Origin of the sequence: Cellulomonas cellasea (assembly GCF_006538745.1) — a bacterium.
Taxonomy (GTDB): Bacteria; Actinomycetota; Actinomycetes; order Actinomycetales; family Cellulomonadaceae; genus Cellulomonas_A; species Cellulomonas_A cellasea.
Genome location: NZ_BJLR01000035.1, coordinates 103367 through 129872, shown reverse-complemented (window position 1 = coordinate 129872; position 26506 = coordinate 103367). Strand labels below are relative to the sequence as shown.

Annotated in this window: 18 protein-coding genes; 2 read left to right on the top strand and 16 right to left on the bottom strand. The window is 67.4% G+C overall.

Annotated features, from left to right (window positions below; translation table 11 throughout):
- The first annotated feature begins 89 nt into the window (after window positions 1-89).
- The gene (locus tag CCE01nite_RS18405) at window positions 90-845 is read left to right on the top strand and encodes an XRE family transcriptional regulator (protein ID WP_034627210.1); all 756 of its coding nucleotides are present in this window, start codon (window positions 90-92) and stop codon (window positions 843-845) included.
- Between the two features lie 9 nt (window positions 846-854).
- Window positions 855-1325 (top strand): NUDIX hydrolase, encoded by a 471-nt coding sequence (locus CCE01nite_RS18400; RefSeq protein WP_034627213.1) that lies wholly within the window; start codon window positions 855-857, stop codon window positions 1323-1325.
- On the opposite strand, the gene CCE01nite_RS18395 is transcribed toward CCE01nite_RS18400, so the two are convergent.
- The 16 genes from CCE01nite_RS18395 to CCE01nite_RS18320 all read right to left on the bottom strand — a co-directional run bounded on the left by CCE01nite_RS18395 (window position 1293) and on the right by CCE01nite_RS18320 (window position 26206).
- Complete coding sequence (locus CCE01nite_RS18395; RefSeq protein WP_084142544.1) at window positions 1293-1859, bottom strand: HD domain-containing protein; 567 nt, start codon at window positions 1857-1859, stop codon at window positions 1293-1295. The genes CCE01nite_RS18400 and CCE01nite_RS18395 overlap by 33 nt on opposite strands.
- 396 nt (window positions 1860-2255) lie before the next feature.
- Window positions 2256-5837 carry a S1 RNA-binding domain-containing protein gene (locus CCE01nite_RS18390; RefSeq protein WP_034627216.1) on the bottom strand — a complete coding sequence of 1194 codons (3582 nt, stop codon included), beginning with the start codon at window positions 5835-5837 and terminating at the stop codon, window positions 2256-2258.
- A gap of 147 nt (window positions 5838-5984) precedes the next feature.
- On the bottom strand, window positions 5985-6944 hold the full coding sequence (locus CCE01nite_RS18385) for a hypothetical protein (RefSeq protein ID WP_034627220.1): 960 nt from the start codon (window positions 6942-6944) through the stop codon (window positions 5985-5987).
- A gap of 519 nt (window positions 6945-7463) precedes the next feature.
- A complete protein-coding gene (locus CCE01nite_RS18380; RefSeq protein ID WP_034627226.1) occupies window positions 7464-8381 on the bottom strand; it encodes a CBASS cGAMP-activated phospholipase in 918 nt (305 codons plus the stop codon).
- A gap of 4 nt (window positions 8382-8385) precedes the next feature.
- Entirely contained in the window at window positions 8386-10461 is a 2076-nt protein-coding gene (locus CCE01nite_RS18375; RefSeq protein ID WP_170223989.1) for an Eco57I restriction-modification methylase domain-containing protein, read from the bottom strand.
- Window positions 10462-10622: 161 nt separating this feature from the next.
- Complete coding sequence (locus CCE01nite_RS18370; RefSeq protein ID WP_169743993.1) at window positions 10623-11678, bottom strand: nucleotidyltransferase domain-containing protein; 1056 nt, start codon at window positions 11676-11678, stop codon at window positions 10623-10625.
- A gap of 146 nt (window positions 11679-11824) precedes the next feature.
- Window positions 11825-12499, bottom strand: coding sequence for a hypothetical protein (locus tag CCE01nite_RS18365; protein ID WP_034627231.1), 675 nt, complete (start codon window positions 12497-12499; stop codon window positions 11825-11827).
- Window positions 12496-13815, bottom strand: a complete 1320-nt coding sequence (locus tag CCE01nite_RS18360; RefSeq protein WP_034627234.1) for a M23 family metallopeptidase — start codon at window positions 13813-13815, stop codon at window positions 12496-12498. The genes CCE01nite_RS18365 and CCE01nite_RS18360 overlap by 4 nt, the downstream gene beginning before the upstream one ends.
- 1 nt (window position 13816) lies before the next feature.
- Window positions 13817-14443 carry a hypothetical protein gene (locus tag CCE01nite_RS18355; RefSeq protein WP_034627236.1) on the bottom strand — a complete coding sequence of 209 codons (627 nt, stop codon included), beginning with the start codon at window positions 14441-14443 and terminating at the stop codon, window positions 13817-13819.
- The gene (locus CCE01nite_RS18350) at window positions 14443-16461 is read right to left on the bottom strand and encodes a hypothetical protein (RefSeq protein ID WP_141372789.1); all 2019 of its coding nucleotides are present in this window, start codon (window positions 16459-16461) and stop codon (window positions 14443-14445) included. Before CCE01nite_RS18350 ends, CCE01nite_RS18355 begins: the two co-directional genes overlap by 1 nt.
- Before the next feature lie 44 nt (window positions 16462-16505).
- Window positions 16506-19223, bottom strand: coding sequence for an ATP-binding protein (locus CCE01nite_RS18345; RefSeq protein WP_052103796.1), 2718 nt, complete (start codon window positions 19221-19223; stop codon window positions 16506-16508).
- Window positions 19220-19651, bottom strand: a complete 432-nt coding sequence (locus CCE01nite_RS18340) for a hypothetical protein (RefSeq protein ID WP_034627240.1) — start codon at window positions 19649-19651, stop codon at window positions 19220-19222. Before CCE01nite_RS18340 ends, CCE01nite_RS18345 begins: the two co-directional genes overlap by 4 nt.
- 8 nt (window positions 19652-19659) lie before the next feature.
- Complete coding sequence (locus CCE01nite_RS18335; protein WP_052103797.1) at window positions 19660-19929, bottom strand: hypothetical protein; 270 nt, start codon at window positions 19927-19929, stop codon at window positions 19660-19662.
- A 444-nt stretch (window positions 19930-20373) separates the two neighbouring features.
- A complete protein-coding gene (locus CCE01nite_RS18330) occupies window positions 20374-22503 on the bottom strand; it encodes a class I tRNA ligase family protein (protein ID WP_084142546.1) in 2130 nt (709 codons plus the stop codon).
- A gap of 285 nt (window positions 22504-22788) precedes the next feature.
- Window positions 22789-23313, bottom strand: coding sequence for an allene oxide cyclase barrel-like domain-containing protein (locus CCE01nite_RS18325; protein ID WP_034627245.1), 525 nt, complete (start codon window positions 23311-23313; stop codon window positions 22789-22791).
- A gap of 238 nt (window positions 23314-23551) precedes the next feature.
- On the bottom strand, window positions 23552-26206 hold the full coding sequence (locus CCE01nite_RS18320; RefSeq protein ID WP_084142547.1) for a discoidin domain-containing protein: 2655 nt from the start codon (window positions 26204-26206) through the stop codon (window positions 23552-23554).
- Window positions 26207-26506 lie beyond the last annotated feature (300 nt).

Below are 26506 nucleotides of genomic sequence, written 5' to 3'. Positions count from 1 at the left end.
CCCACCGGTAGGGACGGCATCACCGCCCGAAGGGACGTTTCAGGACGTCTCTGCATTGACAAAACGTCCCCATCTGCCACGCTTGCGGTATGGCTAACGAGAGGCTGCGTTCAGCGATCTCTGGGTCGGGGATGACGCTGGCAGCGCTGAGCGAGCGGATCGAAGTCGATCCGAAGACGATCGAGCGCTGGATCTCGACGGACCGTGTGCCGCACCGGACGAACCGCCAAGCGCTGTGTGCGGCGCTCGGCCGCGATGAGGCGTTCCTGTGGCCGGCCGCTGTCTCGGAGGCGCGCGCACAGTCGGCCAGCCAGGCGGAGTTCGTTGCCATGCACCCCAACCGCGGAAGTGTCCCCGCGGGCACTTGGCAGTCCTTGCTCGAGGGGGCCACCGAGTCGATCGACCTCCTGGCCTTCGCGGCCAGCTTCTTCCACGACACCATCGCCGACTTCGACGACGTCTTGCTGAGGAAGGCGCGTCAGGGAGTTCGGGTCCGACTCCTCTTCGGCGACCCCGCCGGTCGCGCTGTCCGGATCCGCGGAGAGGAGGAGGACATCGGCGACTCACTCTCTGCCCGATGCTCCCTGACCTGGAAGTACCTCAGGCCGTGTCTCGGAGTACAAGGCATTGAGGCACGCATGCACGACACGACTCTCTACTCTTCGACCTTCCGCTTCGACGAGGACTTGTTCGCGAACACCCACGCCTACGGCGCACCCGCGAACCACTCGCCTGTGCTCCACCTGCACCGGGTCCTTGGCGGTCGGCTCTTCCCTCACTTCATGGGTGCGTTCGAGCGTGTCTGGGACGCGGCCACCCTCGTGCAGAAGGACGCGGCCGCCTAGGCTCGAGGGGTGGCTCGCATCGACTACATCGACGACCCGAACGCGCCCAAGGCCAACAGCGTCGTGCCCTCCGTCGTGGCGATCGTGACGGACGATGAGGGCAGGGTGCTGCTCATCCACAAGACAGACAACGACCTGTGGGCACTCCCAGGTGGGGGACACGAGATCGGGGAGTCCATCGCCGACACCGTGGTCCGCGAGGTCAAGGAGGAGACCGGCTACGACGTCGCCGTTGAGCGAGTCACCGGCCTCTACACAGACCCTCGGCACGTCATGGCGTACGACGACGGCGAGGTCCGCCAGCAGTTCTCGATCGCCTTCCGAGCGCGCCTCCTCGGGGGAGAGCCGGCCATAAGCAGCGAAAGTAAGGCCGTTGAGTGGGTCGGCGAGGAGGCGATCAGCCACCTCGAGCTGCATCCGTCGATGCGCCTTCGCATCGAGCACGCGCTAGACGAGCGGGACACTCCCTACATCGGCTAACCCGAAGTGGGCTGCAGCACGCGCCGATGCCTCTCGCAGTGACTTCGCAGACCTTGCGATGGCGAGCGACACCGGATCTGACGGCTCGTAGCGTCCAGCGATCTCCGACAGACGATCATCAACCGACACGACGCGGCCCCGAGGGCTCGTCGTCATGTCCACCAAGGTCAGCACGTCAAGGAGCTCCTCGGGCGGCGGCCGCAGCGTCGCGAGTTCGGCTGACAGGCCTCGCTCTTCGGCTTCGAACGCTGCGCCAGAGTGATATCCCACCAGCGATACGACGAGGTCGTCTGAGCCCAGCTCGCGAAGGAAACGCGCGCCGTCGAGAGCGTGAAAGCCGGTCCGGGCCAGATGGGGGTCGTAGCCGATGTCGTGAAGCCAGGCCGCGACTGCCAGCTCCTCAGGGAGGCCGTGGTCAACGCAGAGCTTCGCGCAGCGCGCGCCGACCGTCTTCACATGCGTCCAACGGAGGCCAAGCGGTGCGACGTGCTCCTGAGCCAAGTGAACGGCGAAGGGAAGTAATGGGCGAGCCATCGCCCAACCCTAGCCACCGGCGCTGCTCCTCCCCGCGGTCACGATCTGGCGCTTGCTCGGGCGGCGTCAAGAGCGCCCAGAGGCGTCACTGCGTGATGGCCTGCGGCCACTCTTGACCCCGCCCGAGCCGACACCACATTGCTCCGCTATGAGGAACATCTCCTCCGTGCGACCGCGCCGATCACCGGCCACGGGAAGCAGGGTGCGGGCGGCGCGGACGGCGACGGCTGGCACAGCCGTCGCCGTCCGGCGCTTGCGGCGAGACACGACCGCTACGCGGAGACATGCCTTGGTCCGTGCGCGCGTCGGCCGCACCGATCAAGGGTGGGCCGGCTCCACAAGCCCGCTGTGCACTGCCCGACATCGATCCGGACCACACGGGACTCGAGGTGTCGATCATGGCGCCACGGGGTCGTCGTCGAGTGCACGGACCAACGTGAGGTGGATTCGCCGCCGGTCGATGTCGACATCACGGACGACGACCTCGACGCGCCTGCCGAACCTAAGCTCTCCATGGGCGGCGACGTCTTGGGAGGCCCGCACCGAGCCCTGCACGCCGCCCGGGAGTTGCACGTCGGCACCGAGGTGCGACACCGAGGTCACGGTTCCGAGCAGCGCAGAGCCAATAGGAGAACGCTCGTGGAACGCGAGCAGCGGATCGGCCTGCGCCCGCTTGATGGAGAATTCGACATGGCGCTTGATAGGGTCACGTCTTATTACCACCACCGTCACGAGTTGGCCGATCTTCAAAGCCTCGGACGGATGAGACAGAGTGAGCCACGAAATCTCCGAAATGTGGACTAACCCTGTGAACGAGCCAACTTCGACGAAAGCGCCGAAGTCCACGAGTGCAGCCACTGTGGCGTGTCGCGCCTGTTCGTCCGTGAAGTCCTCGTAGCGCACCACTCGACTCTTGACCTCCTGCGAACCCAGGAGTCGGGCGGTCGGTCCCAACGGATCTGACGTGGGCAGGGCCGTGTGGAGACGCTGCACGGCGCCGGCCGACTGAACGGTGCCGGTGGACCGCAGTCGTTCCCGTACGCGTTCGTTGTTTACCACAGATTCGTGTTGCGCTCCGAGCACCCGCGCCTGGTCGGCGATCACCTCGTCGTAGAGGTCCAGTGCCCTGCTTGTGTCTTGCGCTCGAGCAGTCCAGTAGGCGACGTTACTGCGTGCCCATAAGACGTCCCGTTGATCGGGGCCGAGATGCGCCACGTACTCCGCGGTGGTCCTTTCCATGTCTTTCAGGGCGTCAGCCACGGCACCGGTTCGAGCCAGCGTCGTGGCGCGGTTAATCCTGCTGTAGAGCGCCTGCGGGGAGTCGGGCTCGAGTACCCGCCGTTCTCTGGGGATCAGGTAGTCGTAGGCTTGGATCGCCTCGGCGAGGTGGCCGGTTTTGGCTTTGTGTTGCGCGAAGATGCTCCACGCTGTCAGCGTGCTTGGATCATCAGGCCCGAGTGCGTCGCTCAATTCTGGGATCAGTTGGAACGCCAACTTCACGGCGCCTCCGCTGTCACCCGCTTTGCCGGTCCATCGCAGCCGGTGCAGCCGAGTGAAGAGCACGTCCACCTCGTCGGCAGCTGATCGTACCTGTTGCTGTTCGAGCGCTTCATACTCACTGGCGGCGCGTGCTGCCCCCGCCTTCCCGCGATGGGCGTACCCGAGCGCGTGCGCGTATTGTCCATGGGTCTTGTGAGTGATCCTATGACCCTGGGCGAGGACGCGTTTCTGCTCTTTGAGTAGTGCCCGGTTCAACTCCAATGCAGTCACCCAGTCCCCGGTCGCGCCAGTCCACTTGGCGACCTCGGTTGCCGCTTCCATCGACAGTTCGCTTTCCGGACCGAGGTGCTGGGCGGAAGCGCGGCGGACGTCCGCGGAGATGGCCAGCGCCGCGTCGACGGCCCCGGTCCGCCCGAGGTACTCCGCGAGCAGCAGTCTGGCTCGAAGAGTGTCGACATGATGAGCGCCGAGTGAGGGAACGCACTGGTCGATCGCCGACTCGCACAGTGCTTTTGCCTCCGATAGCGCACCGGATCGACCGGTCCACCAAGCGATCTCCAGCTTCAACTGGACGATCGTCGGGTGGTCTGGCCCGAGCTCGGAAGTGAAGCGATCCATCCAGGCGCCCAGTCGCGCGATGTTGTCGACTGGACGAGACGTGCGTTGCTGCAGAATCAGCTCAAGGGCGTCGGAGTACTTGGCCAGCAGCCAGATGTGCTCGACCTCATATCGAGCTCGGTAGCTCGCTGCTGCGTCATCGGACGCCTGCTCGAGATACCGCAACACCTCGTCGTGAGCCGCGTTGCCCCCGCCCTCCAGGTTGACCCTCGCCCGCATCCATGCGACTAGAGACTCGTGGCACAGTCCCAAGTGCTCCTCGGGGGTTCCCGGCTTCGAGCGTACGACCCACCGGCCCAGCTGTGCGAGGGCGTTGCCAATCTGCGCACCCTCGCTCGAGCCGCTGATCTGCTCGCAGACTCCAGCGAGCACTCCAATCGGCAGGACCGGGCCGGAACCCGTCGTGGCGAGTACCGTGAGGACCGCACTGGTCTGAGGGTCACGAATCGCCGGCCCCAGCACAGCCTCGTAGAGATCGGAGATGTGGCCGGCGCGCGCAAGGTCGTCCGGCGCTACGTCGGCCATCGCCTCCTGAAGCACGATCACGTCCAGCCATGACTGTGCGCTATCGGCGATGAGGTCGAGGGCAACCGCTGAGCGGCCCGTCGCGGTGAGGAACCGGTCAATCTCCGGTGCAGTGGGAGGGCTGAGGCTCACGGTGTGTAAGGCGGTGTCGGGTCCCCGAGCATCACTTGCCAGCATCGTGGGACGACCGGACATGATAAAGCGCACCTGCCACTCGGCGGGCCGCTCCTCAGTGCACTCGCGAACTGCCCGAACGAGCTCACGCTCCGCGGAGGGCGGCAACCGGTCGATGGCATCGATGGCGATCCGGATTGGATCTGCCTCGTCGAGCCGGACCTTCGTCAGCGGACCCAAGACGAGCCGCTGCAGCGGCGATTGGATGAGCAATTCCCGTTGGAAGGTGAACCCGGCGGCGTAGTCACTGGCAGCGTCCCGAAACACCTCCAGTCGAAGCAGTTGGTTATGCAGCTGTTGCGCGAGCTCACCGAGCGAGGACACGAGTTCGCAGAAGGCCGTTGCCGCCAGGTACGCCGTAGGTATTAACTTGGGTGCTGACTCCGGGCGAGCGAGCGCGGCGATGATCGTGGACTTACCGGCCCCGGCGGAACCCTCGACGAGGGTGACGGGGTGTTGTTCTACGGACGCTACCGTCTGTCTAAGCGTTGCGGTTGCCTGGTACGCACGAGTCAACTCCACGGCGAGGCCCCCCGCGTGGGTGCCAGCCAGCGACCAGTTGTGCGCCGAGGCCGTGTTGCGAGCAATCCACAGACTCGGGTCGTTCGAGATCCGCCTTCCACGCGCCATCGCGAACCGGAGCGGCTCCTCTTCATTCAAGCACGCTTCAGCGACGGTGTCGACGGCTTCGAAGGTGGTGATGAAGTCCGAAGAGAGCGCAGGCAGACCATGCCGTATGGCCCGCGTGATGGTCTTAGTCATGCAGCCTTGGCGCGCGACCTGATCGAAGACGGCCGCCAGCATCTCAACCCGTACATCGGCCTGGGCTGCTGCTGCTGCTGCGTCCTGCGCGCAGTTCAATATGCCGACGCCGGCGTGGCACACATCGAGGATCAGCAGGAGTCCGTCGAGCCCATAGGCGTCCTCCGTCATAAGGATCTCGGTAAGCCGGCGACCGATCTCGTAGCCGCTGTCGGTGTCAGGCGTAGGGCTGCCATCGCGCGGCAAAAGGTAAAGGCGTCTTCCGGTCAGATCTGTTCCGACGCTCACGCCGTGACCCAGGAAGCTGAGCACTAGGCTTGCGCCGGCCCGGCCGGCATGGTGCACGCTTCGCTTGATCTGGCTGCTCAATTCGGCAAGCGGTGGATTCAGCAACAGCACGCTCTTGTCGTGCTCGCATCCCCCTTTCGTTGGGTCGGTTAGAGCCTGAAACAGCGCTTGGGCATCGGACGTCACAAACTTCAGCGGGTTCGCGGGCAGTCCGTCGCAGGACGAGCCGATGACAAGCGCATGTCGGGCCGACACGAGCTACCTGCCGCGGAAGTCGGTGGTTTCGAGAATATCGAGCAAGGGAGACGCTGTCTGCGCCTTGGTCAGATAGAAGCGAGCCTCGTGCGGCTTGGCCCCGTTGTCCACCGTCAGGGTCGACCGAAGCCGACCATCGGCTCCCTCTCCGAAGCCAGGGAGCAGGTCGGGGTCGGCGGCGACCAGGTCATTCCGATCCGCGAGGTTGACCCACAGCGCGACGTTGTCGGGATACGTCCGGCGGGTCAGGCGCTCGTAGACGATGGAGCGGAGCGAGAGAGGGCTTCCCAGAGTGAGGAGGAGGCGGAGCTTGACCTCCGGATGAGCGTGCAGGTACTCGAAGGCTACGATCGTCCCGAGGGAGTGGCTCACGATGACCTCGGTCTCGTTGCCCACCCACTCGTGAATCCGGTCCTGCGCACGGACGCGGAGGATCGGATCCGTCAGATACGCCGTGAGTTGCCTCAGGCTGTGGTTCACGCACGACTGTGCAACCCCCATCCCGAGGTACGCCAGCCACGGAACCCGCGATGCGGCACGTATCGCCGATGCTGCAGTCCGATGGTGCAGCCCTTGGTCCCCGGGAGCTGCCTCGAGTGAGCGGAGCTCCATCGCCGCGCGGTCTCGATCGGGATGTCCGCTCCGCGAGGCGGCGCGCGCCAACCATTCCGTCGCCAGGGCCTCGGCGACGGCGATCTGTTCGGTACTCAGGCCCCGGAGCGAGGCGTTAGGCCCCTGGGCCGTCTCATCGAGGAACAGGTCGCCGTAGAACGCCATCCTGACGGTCAGGGCGCCGCCATCACCATGCCGCCATGACCGCACGAGTCGATCTGCAACCTCGTGCGCGCCCGGCCGACGTGTGGCTCGGACGCCGCTCGCGAGGTCAGTGGTCCACTCACCCTCCAGGCGGTCGGCGCCAATCTGTTCCTGCGCTATGCCATGCACGAGCACCACCTGGGCCATGAGCCTTCTTAGCACAATGGCACGCCAGCGCATATCAGCCCGAAGGTAGCGCCGATGTTGTGCGGCGCGGGAAACCCACGGATCGATGATCCGGAAGTAGACCCGTCACGATGCCGGCGGGGTCGTCCGGATGCCTATGTGTCCTCAGCTGCGGCGGCCAGCCCGAACACGTACCACTCGGCGGCGACATGGCGATGGCGCGGCACCGACGCAGTGGACTACCCGTCCGCTTACGCGTCATCCGCCCATCGCGCCGATGAACGAGTGCATCCAGCCGCCTGCCGGGACCGAGCGCGCTGGCCGCCGCTGAGGCCGGACGCACTCAGGGAAGTCCGAGCCCGAGGAGACGCACGCCCTGTTGCGCGGCTGCCGAGTTGACCTCTCGAGGATCAAGGCGCCGGCTCCGCCGGCGCGGCGCCTGCGGGCGGCGCTGACGCGCCGTCCTCGGCTGCCCGTCCCGTGCGTCGCCCCAAGCCGCGGACCGACCCCTCGATGTGCTGGCCTTCCGAAGACGTGCCCTTACGTCCAGGATGGGGCGACGTGATCTGCGAACTCGCGCTCGTATGTCGGAACAACGTGACGACTGGCGAAGCTGGCGATGGCGTTGATTTCGGACGAGCCCACGTGGTCGAGCTTGAATCGGCCCGCTGGCACGCGAGCGTCAAATCGATGGTAACGCTCGCTGCCGAGGAGATAGCGCGCTACGCCCTGGCCGCCCTTGCTACCAGCACGAAGGATCAGACCGGTCGCTCTCGTCGACCATTGCACCCAACCCCCTGAAGACAAACTCCGCGAATGGTCGTAGCTAGCCTCCGTGGTACCGATATTCAAAACCTTGACCTCGTCAAGCGGGACGCCCAGCACGCCGACCGCCTCGGCCACTCCGATCAGAGAGGGATTGTTGGCCCAAACACCTCCATCGATCATGTGCTGAGAATCCACCGCAGCAGCTGGGAAGTAGGCGGGGGCGGACGAGGTGGCCAGCGCGACGTCCACCATGGAGAGCCTGCCATCTCGCCGTATGTCGGCGTGATGCGGCGTCTTGTAGACCTGAGGGCGGCTCGAGAGTGTGTCCCACGCTGCAATCGCGAGCCTCACCCGGCTCTCAGACATCGTCGTGCTTCCAAGGACGTCTGCGAGGGCGGACCGGAGCGACGCTCCGCTATACATCGGTCGTACTGCGCCAAGGCCGAGACGCACGCTCCGCCTGCGAGCCGGAAACACCGTTCCGACCAGCCTTGAGAAGTCCTCAACGACTGTGCTTGGGCCGACGCCCTTGCCCAAGCAGAGCGCCACAATGCCACCTGCTGACGTGCCACAGATTAGGTCGAAGTTCGATGCGATATCGACGCTCAGGTCCTCTTCGACGCGGGCAAGGACATGGGCGGTGAAGAGGGCCTTCGCCCCTCCGCCATCAAGTGCTAAGACATGAAACACGAAGTTACCCTTCGCTGGGAGGGATGTCGACGATGGGTATCCGCAAGCTGCGCAGCGCACCTGGCTCAATCTTCATCAGAGCTGACGCGTGTCTCCTGCCCACAAAGTCGTACTGCTCGACGCTGATGCAACGAAGAGCTTCATACAGCGCTGTCGGCGTAACGATTCCAGACTCGATCCATTGCAGCGTTCGGGCCTTCGGTATGAGCACATGGTAGTTATTTAGTGCTAGTGCCCGAGACTTGTTATAAATAAATCTTCCACCGCTGCTCGTCCGCGCCGCGCGCGCCATGGATACAAAAACAAACATGGGAGACTCAAGATTCTCCTGCCTGTAGATGTAGCCTCTGCGTCGAACCAGGTAGCCGCGCGCAACCGCGGCCGGAACTTCCCTCAAGTAGGCCGCAAACTGCGGCGCTTCTTCTTTAACTCGATCGACAGGTTCGCCAGAGTCGATAAGCCAGTCGACGCGAGGCAAGATCGGGAGCCCATCCGCATCCGCCTCGACGATCCCGGACTCGATAAACCTTGACTTAGGTAGCACAGGCTTCACCCAACGATCGGGCACTCCAAGCTCGTTCTTTAGGGCTGTGCTGATCACGAAGAACGCGTTTCCGCCGGTAGCCAATCCGCGACGTACGTGGAATATGTCGCCGATCTGAACACCTTCACTCGGAGGCGGGCTGGGCTCTGCCTCGCGCCACGGCACGTAGGGGTCCCACGAAGCACTGATCCGCAGAAGCGGCACATCGACGAGTCGCAAGCGTTGTGGTGTCCGTGCGCGGCTCCCGAACGAGAAGCGCACCGTCGCCTCCTCGGAAGGGGCGACATTCTTGAATGCCACCAAGGTCGGGGCGACTCGCGCGTTATCAAACATCAATTCGCTGTCCGAGTACACATGAACGCTCACGAGAGTCACCTGCTGCGTTAAGTACTCGCGCAATGCTCGTCCATAGCCGGTATTCATGAACTCAGCGGGAAGCAGCCAGACACCCACCCCGCCAGGCCTCATCCAGAGGTGTGCCGAAAGGATGAAGTGAACGTACAGGTTTGATCGTGGCGGCGGAGTGATTCCCAGCTTTGACCGGAGGAGTTCTGAAACGGCGTGTAGTTCCTCCCGATCTTGCTTTTCGTATCGCAGATACGGGGGATTTGCGAGGATCAGGCTTCTGTCAACGGCGTGCTGGCTAAGACTCGCCTGCAAGAAGTCGCGAGCCACTACCTCTAGGTCTCCCCTTCTCCATCTTCTCGCTGTCGCTAGCGCACGCGCCGTGTCGCGCTCGAAGCCCTCCGCGTGCGCGATCCGTGCCTCGCCGGCCACGTTCTTAAGCGCAGCGTAGAGAAGGCCAGTTCCGACCGCAGGGTCGCCCATAAAAATCGGGCCGTCATCGTGCAGTTGGACGCCTTCAAAGGCCATATCTAGGGCGATTTCCGGCGGCGTCAATACCGTGCCGGTTGCCCTGCGCATCGCTTTCTCTTCTGCCTCACTTGGTTGGCCCGGGATCTCGCTGTCGTGCCAGAATGACGGCTGCAGAAACTGAGCGGCAAGTCCTTGTGGCTCGTGCTCGAGGTGGCGGAAGGGCTTCAGCTGTGGGCGGGACGAATCCTCCGATACCACGATGTCGTGACTAGCCATTAATAGCGATGTCAGCTCTCGTATCGCAACGAGACGCTCCGAAGCGCCCAGCCCGATCATGTCCTCTGGTGTTAAGCCGAGTCGATTCGCAGCGAACCGCCGCGCCTCATCCGTCATGTAAATCCATTGTTCGCCAACGGTAATGCGCGGAACCGCCGGTCGAATTCTCGAGATGGTAGCCGTTCCCCTCAGATCGAGGAGGTATCCGGTCATCTGGTCCCGCAGCGCGCCCATCGCCTGACGAGCGAGGATGCTTCGTGGACCGTCGTAGACCGTCAAATGAAAGAAGCTGTCGGTAAACCGGGGCCGGTACGAGAGATGCTCAATGCTCTCGGATTCACAACGAAAGAGGAGTGTCTTGAGCGCGGGTTCGGTGGTTCCGAAGGCGTCAAAGGTGGTTGGCTCAGCGATCGTCAGATCATCCACCTTGAATCCCTCGTACATGTCGTCGACGTCCGTTTGTCGCAACATGTTCGCGGTGTATCGCACCGTGACGTGAGGCAAGGATCGAGAGCGAGGTTGGAGGAGGCGGCGCATCAGTTCCAAGCAACTCGATGCGTCGCCGCTTGGCAGGTGAAGCAGGTAGGCCGAGCGTCGTGACAACGTCAAACCACCAGGTAGCGAACGAGGCCGCGCGCTCCGGAAGTGCGATTCGAGTCGATTGCGCACAGCAGCTCGTAAAGCCTGTCACCATACACGCGGGCCCGTTCGCTTAGCCCCTTGCGGCTTTCATCATCGGACATGGCCGCGTGAAGATCTGCTTTGCTCTGTGCGGTTTGGCTAAGGAACCACTCGTAGTCGTGAGTCAACAGGTTCACAATCGGCGCTGTTGCGGGAACACTTCTCGGAACGGTTTGCAAGCGGGCCATCGGCGAGATCGCAACGAGTTCGGTGATGCTCTGTTTTGTCGCCGGACGCTCCGCGGCGGCGATCGCTGCAATCGTTGCGAAGCACGTAGTAGCTCGACTGAAACTGAGCTTGAACTTCCGTGCGCGACGTTCTGCTTGCCTCTCCGCTTCATCGGCGCGCTCTCCTTCCGGCGCCCCTCGCTTCCGGAAGTTTGCGTTCTCATAGTTGAGAAGCATTGTTCGCCAGTAGCGGATGATATCGTTGTATAGAGCCCACGGCTCGAAATCTTCTTCGTGCTTAGGGGCGTCGTAGAAGTACCAGTCTAGGATTTGGCTTACTATCGCATTGTAGGACTCACGGCCAACCAGGCAGCGGCTCTCCAAAAGCATGAGCATTCGAAGGGTGAAGAAGTTTGTGTCGTCATCCTTCGGACCGCCGAGGTGCGGCATCAGGCTGTTTGTGCGGACGGATTCCAAGTACATGGCATCCCGGGAAAAGGGCGGGAAGCCGAGTTCGTCCACAACATCGATGAGTCGGCCAAAGAGCTTGAGTTCGTTAGTGCGCGGAAGATCCGGCGCAGCTCCGTCGTCAGGATAGGCGAAGAACAGGTCGATATCCGAATGCGGTGAACCTTCGCCTCGGGCGAAGGACCCGGCGCAAAAGATCGTCATATCTCCAATCTCGACGGGTGTGCCGCTGGTTCGGCCATCCTGTTTACCAGCGATCGCGCCTTCCAAGGCCTGTGCAAGCTGCGCGAGCCGCATGTCCGAGTCAACTTCGCGCTGCTGTCGCCTGTCTTCCCCGTCGCCCATGCTGCGCATGGTACCAGCCGTCGCCCAGTGTGTGTTTCGCGCATATGCCGCGACTATCCAGATGGTTTTCCCCGAGGCGTGGCGTTGCCAGGTGCGCAAGAGCGGCACGAAGTTCGTCTATAGGCGCAGATGTGCTGTGCTGACGATCATTCGTACGTGAACAGTCGGTGGAGCGAAACAGCCTCTTGCCTCACAGCAGGGTCGAATGTGACTTGCGACAGCCAGTAGTTCCGGGGACTCACCACGTGAACCAGGAAGTCTCCGCCGTCGTCGATCGGCTCGCTCACTGCGACCCACCACGACCACAGCCCACGATCATGCTGCATGCGGACGACGCGACCAGACAGTGACCCAGCCATGCGTGCGGGAGTCGGCCGCCGGACCGGAGGCTCGTCCAGCGTTGGGCGCACATGATTGAGCCAGGATTCCGTCTCGTTGAGGCGCGCCGCCGTTGCTACGTCAGGACGTTGCTCATCCGGCCGCACCGCGTCGCGGTAGATCCAGGAGTACGCGATGGGCCACCACTGCATCGTGAGGCCTGCCCTCGGGTAGGCCTTCGCCAGCCAGAAGGCGTACGGCGCCGCAACCGCCAGCGACTCGAGGTCGTCAGCCTGCCCGTGCAGCGCGATCACCTCCCGCTCGGCGCGCGCGAGGAGCTGCCCGTCGATGAAGTAGCGCCCTGGCAACCCAATCGTGAGCTCGTCGCCGACACCGAGGTCCGGCGCGTACTGCACCGGGATGGGGTGCCGCGCCGGCGGTACCTCCGCCTGCCAGGCAATGTCCGGAACCCGGAACACCTCGGCATCCCACGACTCACTCACGGCGCCCCTCCCGTCAGTTCGACGCCTCGCTCACGCATGAACTGCACGGGGTCGACCGGAACCCCGCCGACATGCGTCTCCAGGTGGAAGTGCGGCCCAGTGCCGGTGCCGCTGTTCCCTGACAGAGCGATCACCTGTCCACCAGCGACCGCGTCACCCGGAGCCACCACAACTTGCGACAGATGGAGGAACCACGTCTCCACCCCACCCGCGTGCTCCACAGCGACGATCAGCCCACCACCGCCGTACCAGGTCACCTTCTTGACCACGCCATCCGAGGCCGCGCGCAGAGGCGTCCCCACTGCCGCGGCGAAGTCCGTCCCCTCGTGGAGCTTCCATACGTGGTGGATCGGGTGCAGCCGCATCCCGAACTCCGAGGTGATCAAGCTCGCCAGGGGAGCGGTCCACGCGCCTGCGGGGATCGTCTCGCCACCGCTCATCAAGGCGCTGGGGTTGGCTGTATTCGCAGCGCAGAAGCCGTCGATGTCGAAGCCGCTCGCTCGGTAGTTCTCGGCCGTGACGATGGCCGCGTCGCTGCTTCCACCGGTGCCAGTGCTGTCCGCCGGCAGCAAGGTTGGGATCGGTGCGCCGCCCGTGAGTGCTGCGACGATCCGTGTCGCTCTGACCTCGTGCTTGGCGTACGCGTTGGGGAACGCCGAGCGCTGCACCTTTTGCGCGGCCACGGTGACCGGCATCTGCTCCCAGCCGACCACCTCGATCAACCCGCCTGGACTGGCCGTCCCTCGAGCGGCGTCGAAGTGCGGGGAGTTGGCGCCACCGAAGAACGCGCGTGCTGCGAAGTTGGCGTCGGTCACCTGCTCCGGGGTGCCCCATCCCTGCGATGGGCGCTGCTGGAAGGGCCCGAGCGAGTCACGATCGCCATAGTCGAGCTGGCGGAGTCCCGATTCCTGTAGTGCCGCGGCGATGGCGACGGTCATCCCGCGTGTGCCAACGCCGGCCGCAGTGCCCGCGGCGACGATTGCCTGTGCGACGGCGATCTGTTCGTTCTCGCCTGGACCGAACCCGTCGACGAGGCCGCCCTCGGGGATCGCGGGAGCAGCGTTGACCGGTGCGGGTACGTACCCCCCTTCGGCACCTCCAGGGCTGTTCGCGACGGTGAAGCCCATCGCCCGGCAGGTCGCTCGAGCTTGCTCGTCGGAACCTTGACCGGACACGCTCGCGCCGATCCCAGCACCGACGAGGAATGCACCGGCCGCAAGGATGCCGACGAGGGCTGCGATCCGGCCACGGTTGCGAACCAGCCACGACGCGCCCTGTTGGGCGGCCCACGCACCGATCGACGTCAGGACGTCCATGTCAGCCGCCCGCGGCGACTTCCGGCGCGGCCGTCGATTGCACGTCGGAGGCAAGCCAGATCCCGTCGACGAGCTCGACGAACACTCGGACGAACCGGCCCGTGGTCGGTACGTCGAACACGCCGGCCTCGGCGTTGATGGCGACCTGGACGGGCTGCCCGGAGACGGTCACCGCGGGCACGTTGGCCGGGTCTGTGTCCGCGAGGGCCTGCCGGAGTTCGGGCGTCGCGTGCGGAGTCAGGCCGCTCTGCCACGTCGCCGGGTCCAGGTCCGGGCGCGCCCACGCAGCGACGAACTCCGCTGCGGCGTCTTGTGCCGCGACGATGGCGCTGTTGGCTGCCGGGTCCTCACTGAAGGCGTCGGTGCCGGCGCTCGTCGAGCTTGCTTTACCCGTGCTCTGTGGTGCCGCGGTGCGGTCCGGCGACGGAGTGGACGGCTCGTTCGAGGGCGACCGCGTGGTGCTCGGCGTCGATGTGGAGGCCTCCGGGGAGACCGCGTCGGACGTCGACCCGCGGTCGTTGATCGCCCCCAGAGCCAGGACTGCCGCGACTGCCATGGCGATGACACCGAGCAGGCGCCCGGGGGAGTGCAGTGGCCAGCGCACGATCGGGCCAAACAGGTGCCACATCAGCGCCCACCTCCCCGGTCATCCGCGTCAGCGCTCGAAGTCCTGCCCGCCGGATCGGGTCGCCAGAGGACGAAGACGTGCTCGCCGCCCTCTTCACGGACATTCGCTTCTGCGATATCCACGGGCACGTGGTCTTCAGGACCCACGAGCCGTGAGGCGGCGGGCGCTGCCAGGTTCTCCTCGTCGCCGGCGGACGCCGAGTGCGACGCTGCGACGGTCTTCCCGTCTCGCATGACCGGTCCGTGTGGCCGATCCAAGCCCTCGCCTGGCGTGAGGGCCGGGTGCTCGCGCCATGCCTCCGCTCGGTCGAGCTCGGTCGCTCTCACCCTCTGCTCGACAGCGACCGTGGCAGCACCAGCTCGTCGAGCCGCAGCACCCCCGCCCATCGCGAACTCCAGATCCTGACCCGAACGTGGTTGCTCAGCCCACTCGATGAGCTCCGGGCGTGCTCTGGACGTTCCGCGCCCATCAACCGCGGCCCCAATGAGCGCGGGCGATGATGCCGTGGCGTGCGCAGCCTGACGTGCGGAGTTCCCGTCATCCCCGGTCGACGGGACATGAGCGACAGGCCCGGCGCTGCTGGCGCCGACCTTCGTATCGGGCGTGATCGCGTCGTCGACGCCGGCCTTGACCGCCCCCTTGGTCGCGGCGGTCCGCACCGCCAGCCGGCCGAGGCGTCGCGCGAGCCTGGAGCCCGGCACGGACGTCCTCGGGCGCAGGAGTTTGAACAGCATCAACGGGAGCGCCAGGGCGATGACGGCCTGCAACGCGAAGGGCACGTCCGATGCGAATACCGACGAGATCAGGGCGAGGTTCAGCAGCGCCCCGATCCAGTACAGCGGACCCATGATGAGGAACCGCCCGAGCTGCCCCACGACGCCGATGACCCAGCCACGTCCCAGCTCGAGCATCCCGAACACCCCTAGCGCCGGTGCAAGGGGGATAAACAGCCTGGTCACCGTGTAGGCGATGACGACGAAGACGCCGGCCACGAGCAGGAACGGCATGGTGATTGCCGTCATGATCGCGACGGTCGCCGCGGCGTCCCACCGCCCCTGGTTCCCGGTGAGCTGCTGGTACGCAAGCGGGTCGGCGCTCTCCACCTTCGCCGCGGTCTCACTCCACAGCGTCTTCTTCTCCTCGATGAGCGCCTGCCCAGCGGTCGCGTCCGCGTCGAGCGTTTCCGCCTCCCACCAGGTCATGTGCGACGCGCGGAAGAGGTCGGGTCCGTAGTCGCGTGCGACGGCGCTGTCCGACGAGCCGAGGGTTCCCTCGACCCAGGCGCTGTACAGGCTGTTCCGGTTGATCGTGTCCATCTGACGGGTCAGCGCATCCGTCGCGTCGTCCGCGTCGTCGGTCGACGTCGCCTGAGCCGAGGCGGTCACGGTCTGCTGGATCAGGCCGTCCACCGCTCGCGCGGAGGAGATCGGGTAGCTCATGACGTACGTCGTGGCCACGAGGACGAGGAGCGCCCACGCGGCTGACGTCACCGCGTTCGAGACCTCGGCCCTGGCCGCCGCAGCGAGAACCGTCGCCGCGACGAGAACGAGCGCGACCGTGATCCACGGCGCCCACACCCCGGTCCGGACCGCGTCGGTCGCTTCCGTGATCGTCTGGTCGAGCGGGTCGAGCCAGGTCGGGTCGACAACGAAGCCGAGCGTGCTGTGCACCAGCGCGTTGGTGGCGGCCGACCCAGCAAGCAGCAGGTTCCCGATGCCGGTCACGAATCCGGGCCCCCAGCTGGCCCCGGGAACGCAGCCGTTGTCGTAGTTCACCCAGCGGTAGCTGTAGCCGTACACGTCGGAGATCGCGACGTCGGGATCCGAGAACGGATCGCCGGGGCTGCTCCCAGGCGGAGGTGGCGTCAGCTTGCCGGGCAGACCTGCGCTCGGCCGGTTCGGCGCCGGGGCCGGCGCGCACGCCTTGATCGCCGACACCGTGGGTCCAGCAGTGACAGGCGACGCCACCGCCGAGGCAGCCAGCGCCGGCGCCCCGAGCAGCACCCCGAGCGCGACCACGAGAGCACCGACTCGACGGGTCCACACAGTGCTCCGGGCGCCCCTCATGACGCGACCCCCTCGGCGCTCTCGTCGAGCAGGCGCAGGGAACGACGCTTGGTCGGATCCGCCGTCGTGTCCAGCGCCGCCGACAGCCCAGGGTGGTTGGTGAAGTCGATGCGGATCTCCTCGATGCCGCCGCGGCCGCCGTCGCCTCCCATGCCGTCACGGAAGATGAACTCGCGCGGTTCCTGGGTGCGCTCGTGCGAGCGGCGCGACCGAGGGCTGAGCCGGCCCATGACGGTCTCGTAGCCCACACCGACCGGAAGTCCCAGCAGCCGGCAGGCGTCGGCCTGAGCCTGCTCGTCGGTCGTCTTCCCGACGAAGGCGGCGCCGACGAAGTTGTTGATGTTCTGGCCCAAGACGTTGCTGGCGTTCTGGGTCGAGAGCAGGGCCGCGATGTTGTGCTTGCGGGTGTCGGTGGCGACCTTCTGCACGAGCGTCGCGCCGGTGCCGACCTTGGTGATCTCGTGGGCCTCGTCGATCGCGATGCCCTTCCGCTCGTGCACGTCGGCCCGGTACACGTTGCGCAGCGCCGACCAGGCAGCGAGGTTCATGATCGGCCGGCTCATTAGCTCGTCGTAAGACCAGTCCTCCCGCGGCTTGCCCTCCTGCGCCTGGACGAGCCCCTTGAGGTTGAACACCGTCAACCGCGGCGTGCTGACGTCGCCGCCGTCGTGGCCCCGACCGGGCGTGGCGAAGAAGAGGCGGGACAGCTCACGCTCCTTCGCCTCGCAGAGCCGGGCGTGGATCGTGCGGGCGATGGAGTCCTGGTCCCGGGTCGCTCGACCGTTCAGCGCCGACATCACCGCCTCAACCGTGGAGCTTCCCAGTGCCGGCGCCGCGGAGATCGCGTCACGAAGGACGCTCTGCACCTCCTCACGTACCGCCGTCGCCGGAGGCAGGCACCACCGCAAGGTGTCGTAGGCCAAGTCCCGCCGCTGAGCCTCCGCAGCGCTCATCGCCAGGCGCCACGCGACCTCGGGGTTCTCTTCGTCCCTGAACCACTGCTTCAGCGGGTTGCGCACCATCGCGTAGGGGTTCAGCGTGCCCGGCTCCGAGTCCAGCAGGTTGACGTTCAGCGCCATCCCACGGAACTCGGGCAGCGTCGTCAGCGCTCCCAGGCGCCCCGACGGATCCATGATCGTCCAAGTCACGCCCTGCGCACACGTCTTGTAGACGACCCCGCCCATCAGCCAGGACTTCCCGGCGCCCAGCCCGCCGACGAGCGGGACCAGACCCGAACCCTCGACGACCTCGGGCCCGTACCAGGGGTCCCACGTGACAGCCCGTTCCGCGAACCCGGCCGTGTACCCGAGCAGCACCCCGCGCTTGTCGCCCACCTCGGCGGTCGCCGCGGGCACGCCGGCGGCGAACTTCAACACGGGCATCCGCCGCGTGTGGCCGAAGTTCGCCAGTGGCTCGCCTGGCACGAACTCGCGCGCCAACCGGTACTGGTCGAACTCGCGCTCGACCCGGATGTTCGGCTTGTAGAGGTTCTGGACCGCTGTTGCCCGGGCTAGCGCCTCATCCTCTGTCGGACCAGAGACAGCGATCCGGAACCAGCCGCGGACCCGCGTGCGCAGCCCGTCGAACCCGGAGCGCATCTCGTCCTCGACCTCGCTCGCCCGAGCCGACTGGCGGCTGAGCTGACGAGGCGGGTCCTTCTCGTGGTCCTTCACGTAGTGGTCGATCTGCGCCACGATCCGGTCCGAGAGCTTGTTCATCTCACGAGAGGTGTCCTCGGGTCGACGCACGTCGATCCGGAACGACCACTCCACCGGGAAGCGGAGCTTGTCCGTCTTGGCGATCCACGGCTCTTCCTTCTCCGGGATCAGCAGCTCGCCCATCCGCCCCACGGTGAGCACGACGACGTGCCGGGTGATCCGGCCGTCGCCCATCGTCGACTCGATCCGGGTCGACAGAGCCAGCGGCTCGGCCGTCCAGTCGACCGCGCCGGCGAACTCGTCGAGGTCCTCCTTCGTCCACGAGAACTCCTCGACGCTGTCCTGATGCGGAACCGGGCACCCGAGCGCGAACGACCGGGCCAGCAGCCACGCCATGTCGTTCCCGACGGCAGGGATCGCCTCGATGCCGGGGCCGGCCATGATCGCGTCGGTCTCGTCGAGCTTGGCCTGCAATGCCTCGCGTTCACGCCGTGCCACGTCGGAGACCATGCGTGACGTGACGTCGACGACCGCCGACCGGGTGCCCAGGTCGACCCCGAAGTACACGAGCTTGTCGCTCTGCATTCGGGTCGCGAGCTGGAGCTGGTCGCGCTCGAGGATCTTCTCGAACCCCTGGGTGGGAGCGGGGGAGTTGTTGTACGCCGCCGCCGCCCAGCTCGCCACGGGATACGGACGGCTCGTGATCCGCCCGTACATCGTGCGCCCCGTGAGCTCCGCGAGCTGCGCCGCCATGGCGGTGATCAGTGCCTCACCATCGGCAACCGACCGGAAGCTCCACATCTGCGGGTCCAGCAGGTACCACGCGGTCATGCGGCGGTCGGTGAACGTGACATGGCCGGCGACCCGGGAGAGCGACCACCCCATCTCGGCACCGCGCGGCTTCGGCACATCGGGGTGAGAGGGGCGACGGCGGCCGGCCTTGGGTGCCCGGCCGGTCGTCGCCTCCTCCTCCGCGGGGTCGTAGTCGATCAGCGGCTCGTCCTCCGGCTGCGACGTGCCCTTGACGAAGAGAGCCTTGAGGTTGACGTGCATCATGACCCCTGACCTGCTGCGTGATTCGCGTACGACCGCCACCGCCGGCGGCGCACGGGGAGGTCGTGGGCTGCGCCCACCTCCGTTGTCGGAGCGCGGAACGCCGGCGTGCGACGGCTGCGGTGCCCCTTCACGACGGCCCGGCGTGCCGTGAGCTCGTGCGACATGGTCCGGATCAGCACCCCGACCGGGCGCTCCTGGCTCGTGTGGTCGACGATCCAGCCCGTCAGCCAGGCGGTGCCGATCGTGAGCATGCCCACCGACAGCAACGAGTAGCCGATGCCGCTCTGGTTGACCGTGACCAGCCCGAGCAGGAACACCACGGGCCCGATGAGGATCGCGCGGTAGCGGAAGCGGCCGATGTACCGGCCGGGAGGACCGAGATAGGTCTGGTCGACGTCGTAGATCTCGTCATCGTCCGGGAGGCGCATGGCGCACCTCAGGCCCGGAACAGACCCACGAGCCAGGCGCCGACGTCCATGGCCGCCCCAGTGGTCGCCAGCGCGAGGACGGTCACACCGACCACCGCGCAGGCCGCGATCGTCACGACCTTGGAGATGTTGCCGTTCTTCCCGGCCCACAGGGCCGTTGCCGCGATCATCAGCAGGATGATCGTGATGACGTTGTTCTGGATCCAGGCCGACAGCCCGGTCGTTCCGAAACCGCCCTCCGTCGCCGTCAGGGCATACGCGCGCGCCACAGTCATCATGACTGCCTCCGTGTGGATGAGTACGTACCAGTTCTGTCGTGTGGGACGCACTGCGCCTCATGACGTCGAGCACGTGTGCTCGAACTCCGTCGGGCGCGTCGTTGCGCCCAACAAGCCCCCCCGCTTCATCACGGGCCACTCCGATGACGCGTCGCACGGGCGAGGCGCCTCGGTCCCACCTGAGCAGAGAGGAGGCGGAGTCGCAAGAGCGACTTCCGAGCGGGGTGGTGAGCTCGTGCCCCCCTGGTGCCCCCCGGGCCTGAAAACTCGCGACTGCCGGCGCTCCTATGCAGCGCCCGACCTGCGGCGCAACCACCCTGCGCACCGCACAGCACGCCTTCGCAATGAGAAGGTCAGGGGTTCGAATCCCCTCAGCTCCACCCACGATCGGCCCCCGGTGCCCTGAGCGCCGGGGGCCTTTTTCGTGCCGGCCGCACGGCCGTCCTACCCTGCGGTCAGCTCCAGCATCGCCTGCAGCCGCCGCTGCTCGCGGGTGTTGGCGTCGAGGTCCGCCCGTGCCCGTTCCTGCGAGGCGGCCGGTGCACGCTCGCGGAACCCGGGGTCGGCGAGGCGTGCGGAGAGCCGGTCGACCTGCGTCTGCGCGTGCTCGAGACGACGCAGCAGAAGGCGGCGCTGCGTGGCGTCGAGCTCGGCCCGTGCAGGGAGCGTCAACGTCCCCCCGAGCACGCTGAGCTCGCTTGCGGGGTCCGGGCCGGGTGCCGTGTCGGTGAGTCGGGCCGTGTCGGTGAGCCCGGCGATGCGGCACAGCTCGGTCCACAGCGGGATCCCGTGTCCGCGTGCGGGCAGCGGCGCGGTCGAGAAGCCCTGGCGGACGCGGTGGGAGCGCGTGGCGTCGCGGAGGGCACGCAGCTGCTCGCCGGCTGCCGCCGCCTCCGGGTCGAGCGCACCCGGCTCGGGGCACGGCTCATGGTCGAGGTTCCCGGACCAGCCGAGCGTCTCGGCGAGCTCCTCGGTGGTGAACGGCAGCATCGGGTGGAGCGCGGTCAGCAGCGTGGTCAGGGTGTACGAGAGCGCTGCCCGTGCCGACGCGTCGCCGGCGTACAGCTCGTCCTTGCGAGCCTCGAGGTGCAGACCCGAGAGGTCGTCCTCGGCGAACCGGGTCAGTGCGTCGCCGGCGGTCGCGAGGTCCCCGGCGTCGTACCCGGTGCGTGCCGGTGCCAGCGCGGCGTCGAGCCGGGTCAGCAGCCAGCGGTCGAGCAGGTGCGACGGTGCCGGTCGCGTCCGTCGCCAGGTGCACCCGAACCTCCCCGCGAGCGCCGTGATGCTGCGCAGCTTGGTCAGGAACGCGCGTGCACCGGTGAGGTCGTCGTCGCCGAACGGGATGTCGGCGCCGGGACGGGACCTGCGCGCGAGCGCGAGCCGGAGCGCGTCGGGCCCGTGCTCGGCGATGAGCGGGAGCGGGTCGACCGTGTTGCCGAGGCTCTTGCTCATCTTCCGGCCGTGCGCGTCGCGGATCATGCCGTGGAAGAGCATCCGCCGGAACGGGGGCTGCCCGGTCAGGTAGGTGCACAGCAGCGTCATCCGCAACGCCCAGAAGAAGATGAGGTCGTTGCCGGTGACGAGGAGGCTGTTCGGGTAGAACCGGCGGAGGTCCGCGGTGTCGTCGGGCCAGCCCAGCGTCGACAGCGGCCACAACGCGGAGGAGAACCACGTGTCGAGCGTGTCCTCGTCCTGCGTCCAGCTGTCGGGGATCTGCTCGTCCGACGGGAACGCGCAGGTCTGTCCGCCGGGTCCGTACCAGATCGGGATGCGGTGGCCCCACCAGAGCTGCCGCGAGATGCACCAGTCGTCGAGGTCCGCGGCCCACCGCAGGTAGTCCCGGAGCGCGTCGGGGGGGTCGATCCGCGTCGCGCCGCCGGTCACCGCGTCGGTCGCTGCTGCGGCCAGGTCCGACGTGCGCAGGTACCACTGCGGGGTCGACCGGATCTCCAGCCGGGAGCGGCACCGCGAGCACGCCGGCTGCGTCCCGGCGTGGTCGGCCTCGATGTCCGAGAGCGTGGTCGCGCAGCCGGGGCACCAGAGTGTGTCCCGCCGGGCGCGGTGGATCAGCCCGTCGTCGAACAGCCGGGTGAAGGCCGTCCGGGTCACCCGGCTCGGACCTTCGTCGAGGGTGAACGTCAGCCGGTCCCAGTCCGGGCTCGCGCCGAGGTCGCGCATCTGGGTCGTGATCCCCGCCTCGCACGCGTCCTTCCAGGCCCAGGCCCGCCGCGCGAACTCCTCCCGGCCGATCTCGGCACGGCTCGTGCCCTCGGCGCGGAGCTGGCGCTCCAGCAGCGCGTTCGTCGCGATGGCGGCGTGGTCCAGCCCGGGGAGCCACAACGTGCTCTCGCCCTGCATCCTGTGCCAGCGGGTCAGCGTGTCGGACAGCGTGTGCTCGTAGGCGTGACCCAGGTGCAGGTCGCCCGTGATGTTCGGCGGGGGGAGGATCATCGACCAGGCCGGCGATCCGGGCGTGCGGTCGGGCGCGAAGGCGCCGGATTCCTGCCAGCGCCGGTAGCGCTCGCGTGGGGTCGTCGGGGTGGCGGTCGGGGGTGGGGTCGTCGAGGCAGTCATGGTCGTGCGTCCGTTCGTCCTGGGTCCTGGGGGTAGCCGCTCGGTCGAGGTCTGCTCGACGAGCACAGGAGAGCCCTCGCCCGGTGTCCGGCAGGACGGCGAGGGCTAGCGTACGAACGCAGGGCGCAGCAGACCCGGGGTGCGGGGTCCGTGTGCGCAGGCCATGCCCCAGCGTCGCCCCGACCGGGCTCGGCGCGCAAGGCCCCGTCAGGCGGGCGCCTCGCCGACCGCCGACGGCCGACGGGCGCCTCGCGACGGGCGACGGTCGGCCGCACCGCCACGCGGTCACCGCCGGGTGAGCGTGATCACCAGCCGCCCGGTGTTCTCCTCGTTGCCCAGCTCGGTCAGGACGAGCTCGCCGCTCGCGCCGACGTACCGCCCGGTCCCGCCGACGACGGCGAGCGTCTTCACCGGAGCGTTCGACGCCCGGCCCTGGGCGGTGATCTGCCCGTCGGGCAGCTGGTAGCTGACCTGGCACGCGAGCGCGAGCGGCGGGTCGGCGGGGACGACGGCCGTGACCGTGCACGTCCCTCCGCCGGCGCCGACCTCCCGGCCGCCGCGCAGCAGGGCGTCCTCGAAGACGATCTGGTCGCCGCGGCTCGGGCTGAGGTCCGGGTCGGTGATCGACGTGACCTCGCGCACCCCGTCCGGCCCGAAGTCGAGCAGGAAGAAGCCGGAGAACTGGACGTCGAAGGTGAGGGTGCGGTCGTGGCCCCGGCCCCGGTCGACCGAGTCGCCCCCGACGGACGCACCCGTCAGGGCGACCGCCCCGAGCACGGCGGCGACGGCTGCGGCGAGTGGCTTACGCATGGCGGCTCCTGACGTCGAGCGGGCGTGCGGCCGACGGCACGACGGCCACGTCCGACGCTCCGCGTGTGCCTCGAGGCCGTCAAGGCTCGCGCGGTCGCCCCGCCTTCACGTGCACCGCGCGGCGCGGTCGACCCGTCGGAGGGCCGACACGACGACGCCGGCCGACCCGTCGGACGGGCCGGCCGGCGTGCTCGACGTGCGGGGACCTACAAAGGCGGAGCGCCCGGGGCGGTAGCCGTCACGGGTAGCTCGGCATGTACGCGTTCATCGTCGTGCTGTTCACCCCCGGGCCCGTGCCGTTGATGACGTGGGACATGCTGCCCACCCCGCCGAGTGACACGACCGCCATGTTCTCGAAGCGCACGTTCGGGTTCACCGGCGCCTCGAAGGTGTGGAACAGGTTGACCGACGGGTTGTTCTGGAAGAACACGTAGCTGCCGAGGCCCTGCGCCCGGAACGACGTGACCGAGTCGGCGACCTTGATGGACGCGTAGCCCTGGCGGCTGCCGTTCATCCACGCGGCCTGGTTCGGCGGGTCGTAGGGCTTCTCGTTCTGGAAGAAGATGACCCGGCCGCCCTGGCCGTTCCAGATGACCTCGTACTTCTGGTAGTGCTCGACGAACAGGCCGGTCGCGAGCACGTTGTTGCCGTTGACGACGAGGCCGGTGTCGGCGGTGTTGATGGTCCAGCCGATCGTGCCCGCGTTGCCGTGGTCGCCGCGCCACATCCAGGTGTGGTCGACGATCGTGTTGCTGCTGTTGACGACGAGGGAGTTCGTCGCTTTGCCGGCCACGCGGCCGCCGATGCGGAAGAACACGTCCTGGACGGTGACCGGGTTGGCGGCGCGGTTGGTGCCGATGCCCGCGGTGGTGCCGACCGTCATGAGGGCGGTGCTGTTCGTGGTGCCGGCGTCGATGAACATGCCCTTCACGCGGACGCCGTCGACGTCGCCGACCGCGATGGCCGTGACGCCGCCCTGCGGGACGAGCGTGGCGTAGCCCATGCCGAGCAGGACCGTGTCGGCCCGGTTCACGACGATCGGGGCGTCGAGGTCGTAGATGCCGGGCGTGAACACGACGTGGCAGCCGCCCGCGATGCGGGCGTTGATCGTCGCGGCGCTGTCCGACGGGCGGGCCACGAACACCTGGCTGAAGCTCACGGACGAGCCCGGCGTCGGGGAGCCGACGGCCCAGCTGGCGCCGGTCGCGTTCGTGCGCAGGGACGGCAGGAACAGGCGGTACTCGTTGCCCGCGACGTAGATGTACGGGACGTCGCGCGAGGCCGGCGTGCTGCCGACGTTCGTGTGGTGCACGCCGCTGGGCGAGGTCGAGAAGTTCGTCGCCGGGGCGCCGTTGACGCCCGAGAAGACCATGTTCCAGTTGGAGCCGCTCCAGCTGCCGAGGTTGCTGTTCATCGTGAACCACTGCTGCTGCGACGCGGACTCGACCGAGCCGGTGACGCGGGTGTCGGAGATGTAGCCGCCCGACGACCAGCCGTACGACGCGGGGAACAGGTCGAGGCCGCCGAGGACGTTCATGCGGCGGAACGGTGCGGCCTGGGAGACGCCCCAGCGGTTGCGGCCGCCGTTCGTGTTGATCGTCATGTTCTCGGCGCTGCGCCAGAAGTTCTGCGTCGCGTTGCCGGCGTCGCTCGCGTTGAACGCGTCGACCGTGACCGCGCCGTTGATGGTGACGCCGTCGGGGTTCTGCGCGAGACCCTGGATCGAGGTGTTGAAGCCGATGTTCGCGTAGATGTCGTATGAGCCGGGCTTGAACAGCAGCGCGTCGCGCCGGTCGTGGAACTGGTGGGCCTGGGTGTCCTTCTGCGCCTCGAAGACCTGGTTGAGCGACGCCTGGATCGTCGCGTCGGGCGTGCTGTCCTCGAAGATGCGGACGTTCGGGCCGAAGTCCGGGACCGTCGGCTGCGCGGCGCACGTGGTGCCGCCCGTCGTCGTGGTGAGGACCTGGAAGTCGAACAGCGAGTACCCGAAGCCGGTGCCGCGGGCCGTGCCGTTCATCCGGACGTAGCGCCCGCTGCCCTCGACGGCGAGGGTGTCGATGCCGCCGTCGCCCGTCGTCGTCGAGTAGATCGTCGTCCAGGGGCCGCTCGCGGAGCCGCTCGTCTGGATCTGGTAGGCGCGGCCGTACGCCGCCTCCCAGCTCAGCACCACGCGGCAGATGCTCTGCGTGCTGCCGAGGTCGACCTGGATCCACTGCGGGTCGGAGAAGGCGCTCGCCCAGCGCGTCGTCGTGCTCGCGTCGACCGCGGCGGACGCCGGGGTGCCCGCATTCTCCGTCGAGGAGGCGGAGGCCGCCTTGCCCAGCGCCGCGTTCGTGCCGGTGCTGCACGTGGGCGTCGTCGTCCCGGTCCCGAAGACCTGGAGCTCCCACAGCGAGTAGCCGTAGCCTGTCGCGCGCTGCGTGCCGAGCACGCGCACGTAGCGGCCGCTGCCGGTCACCGCGAGGGTGTCGACGCCGCCGTCGCCGGTGGTCGTCGCGTGGACGTCCGTCCACGGGCCCGTCGGCGAGCTCGCGACCTGGACCTGGTACGACCGCGCGTACGCGGCCTCCCAGCGGAGCACGACCTGGTCGATCGCGTAGGTGCCGCCGAGGTCGACCTGGATCCACTGCGGGTCGGCCGAGGCGCTCGACCAGCGGGTGCCCGTGTCGCCGTCGACGGCGCTCGCGGCCGGGGTGCCCGCGTTCTCCACGGACGACGCCGTCACGGGCTTGCCCTGGGAGATCAGCGGGCCGGCCGCGTGCGCGACCGGGACGAGGGGGGTGAGGGTCGCGAACGACAGGAGCGTCGCGACGAGGAGGAGCACGAGGACGGGCCGGCGCCAGGTGGGCGCCGTGAGCGCCACGCGGGGGACGGTTCCTGCAGATCGGGCCATGGAGAGGCTCCTGACAGCTCGGAGAGGGCACGCGGAGGACCCGCGGCGCACGGGTGCCGCGGGGCAGGGGGACCGCAGGCGAACGGTGGTGCACCTGCAGCGGGGGACGGTCACGACCTTGTGAGTCCGGTGGTGCGGTACGACGGCGCAGCCTGCTCCCGACGTTGGGAGCAACTTACTTTCTGGATAGTAAGACTATCCGGACGATCCGCGCCAGAGCTGGGACAGAGCGGCTACCTGCGGGGCCGTGGGGACGGCAGTCGAGGCCCGGCCGAGCCCGCAGGCAGGAACCGTCGGGGA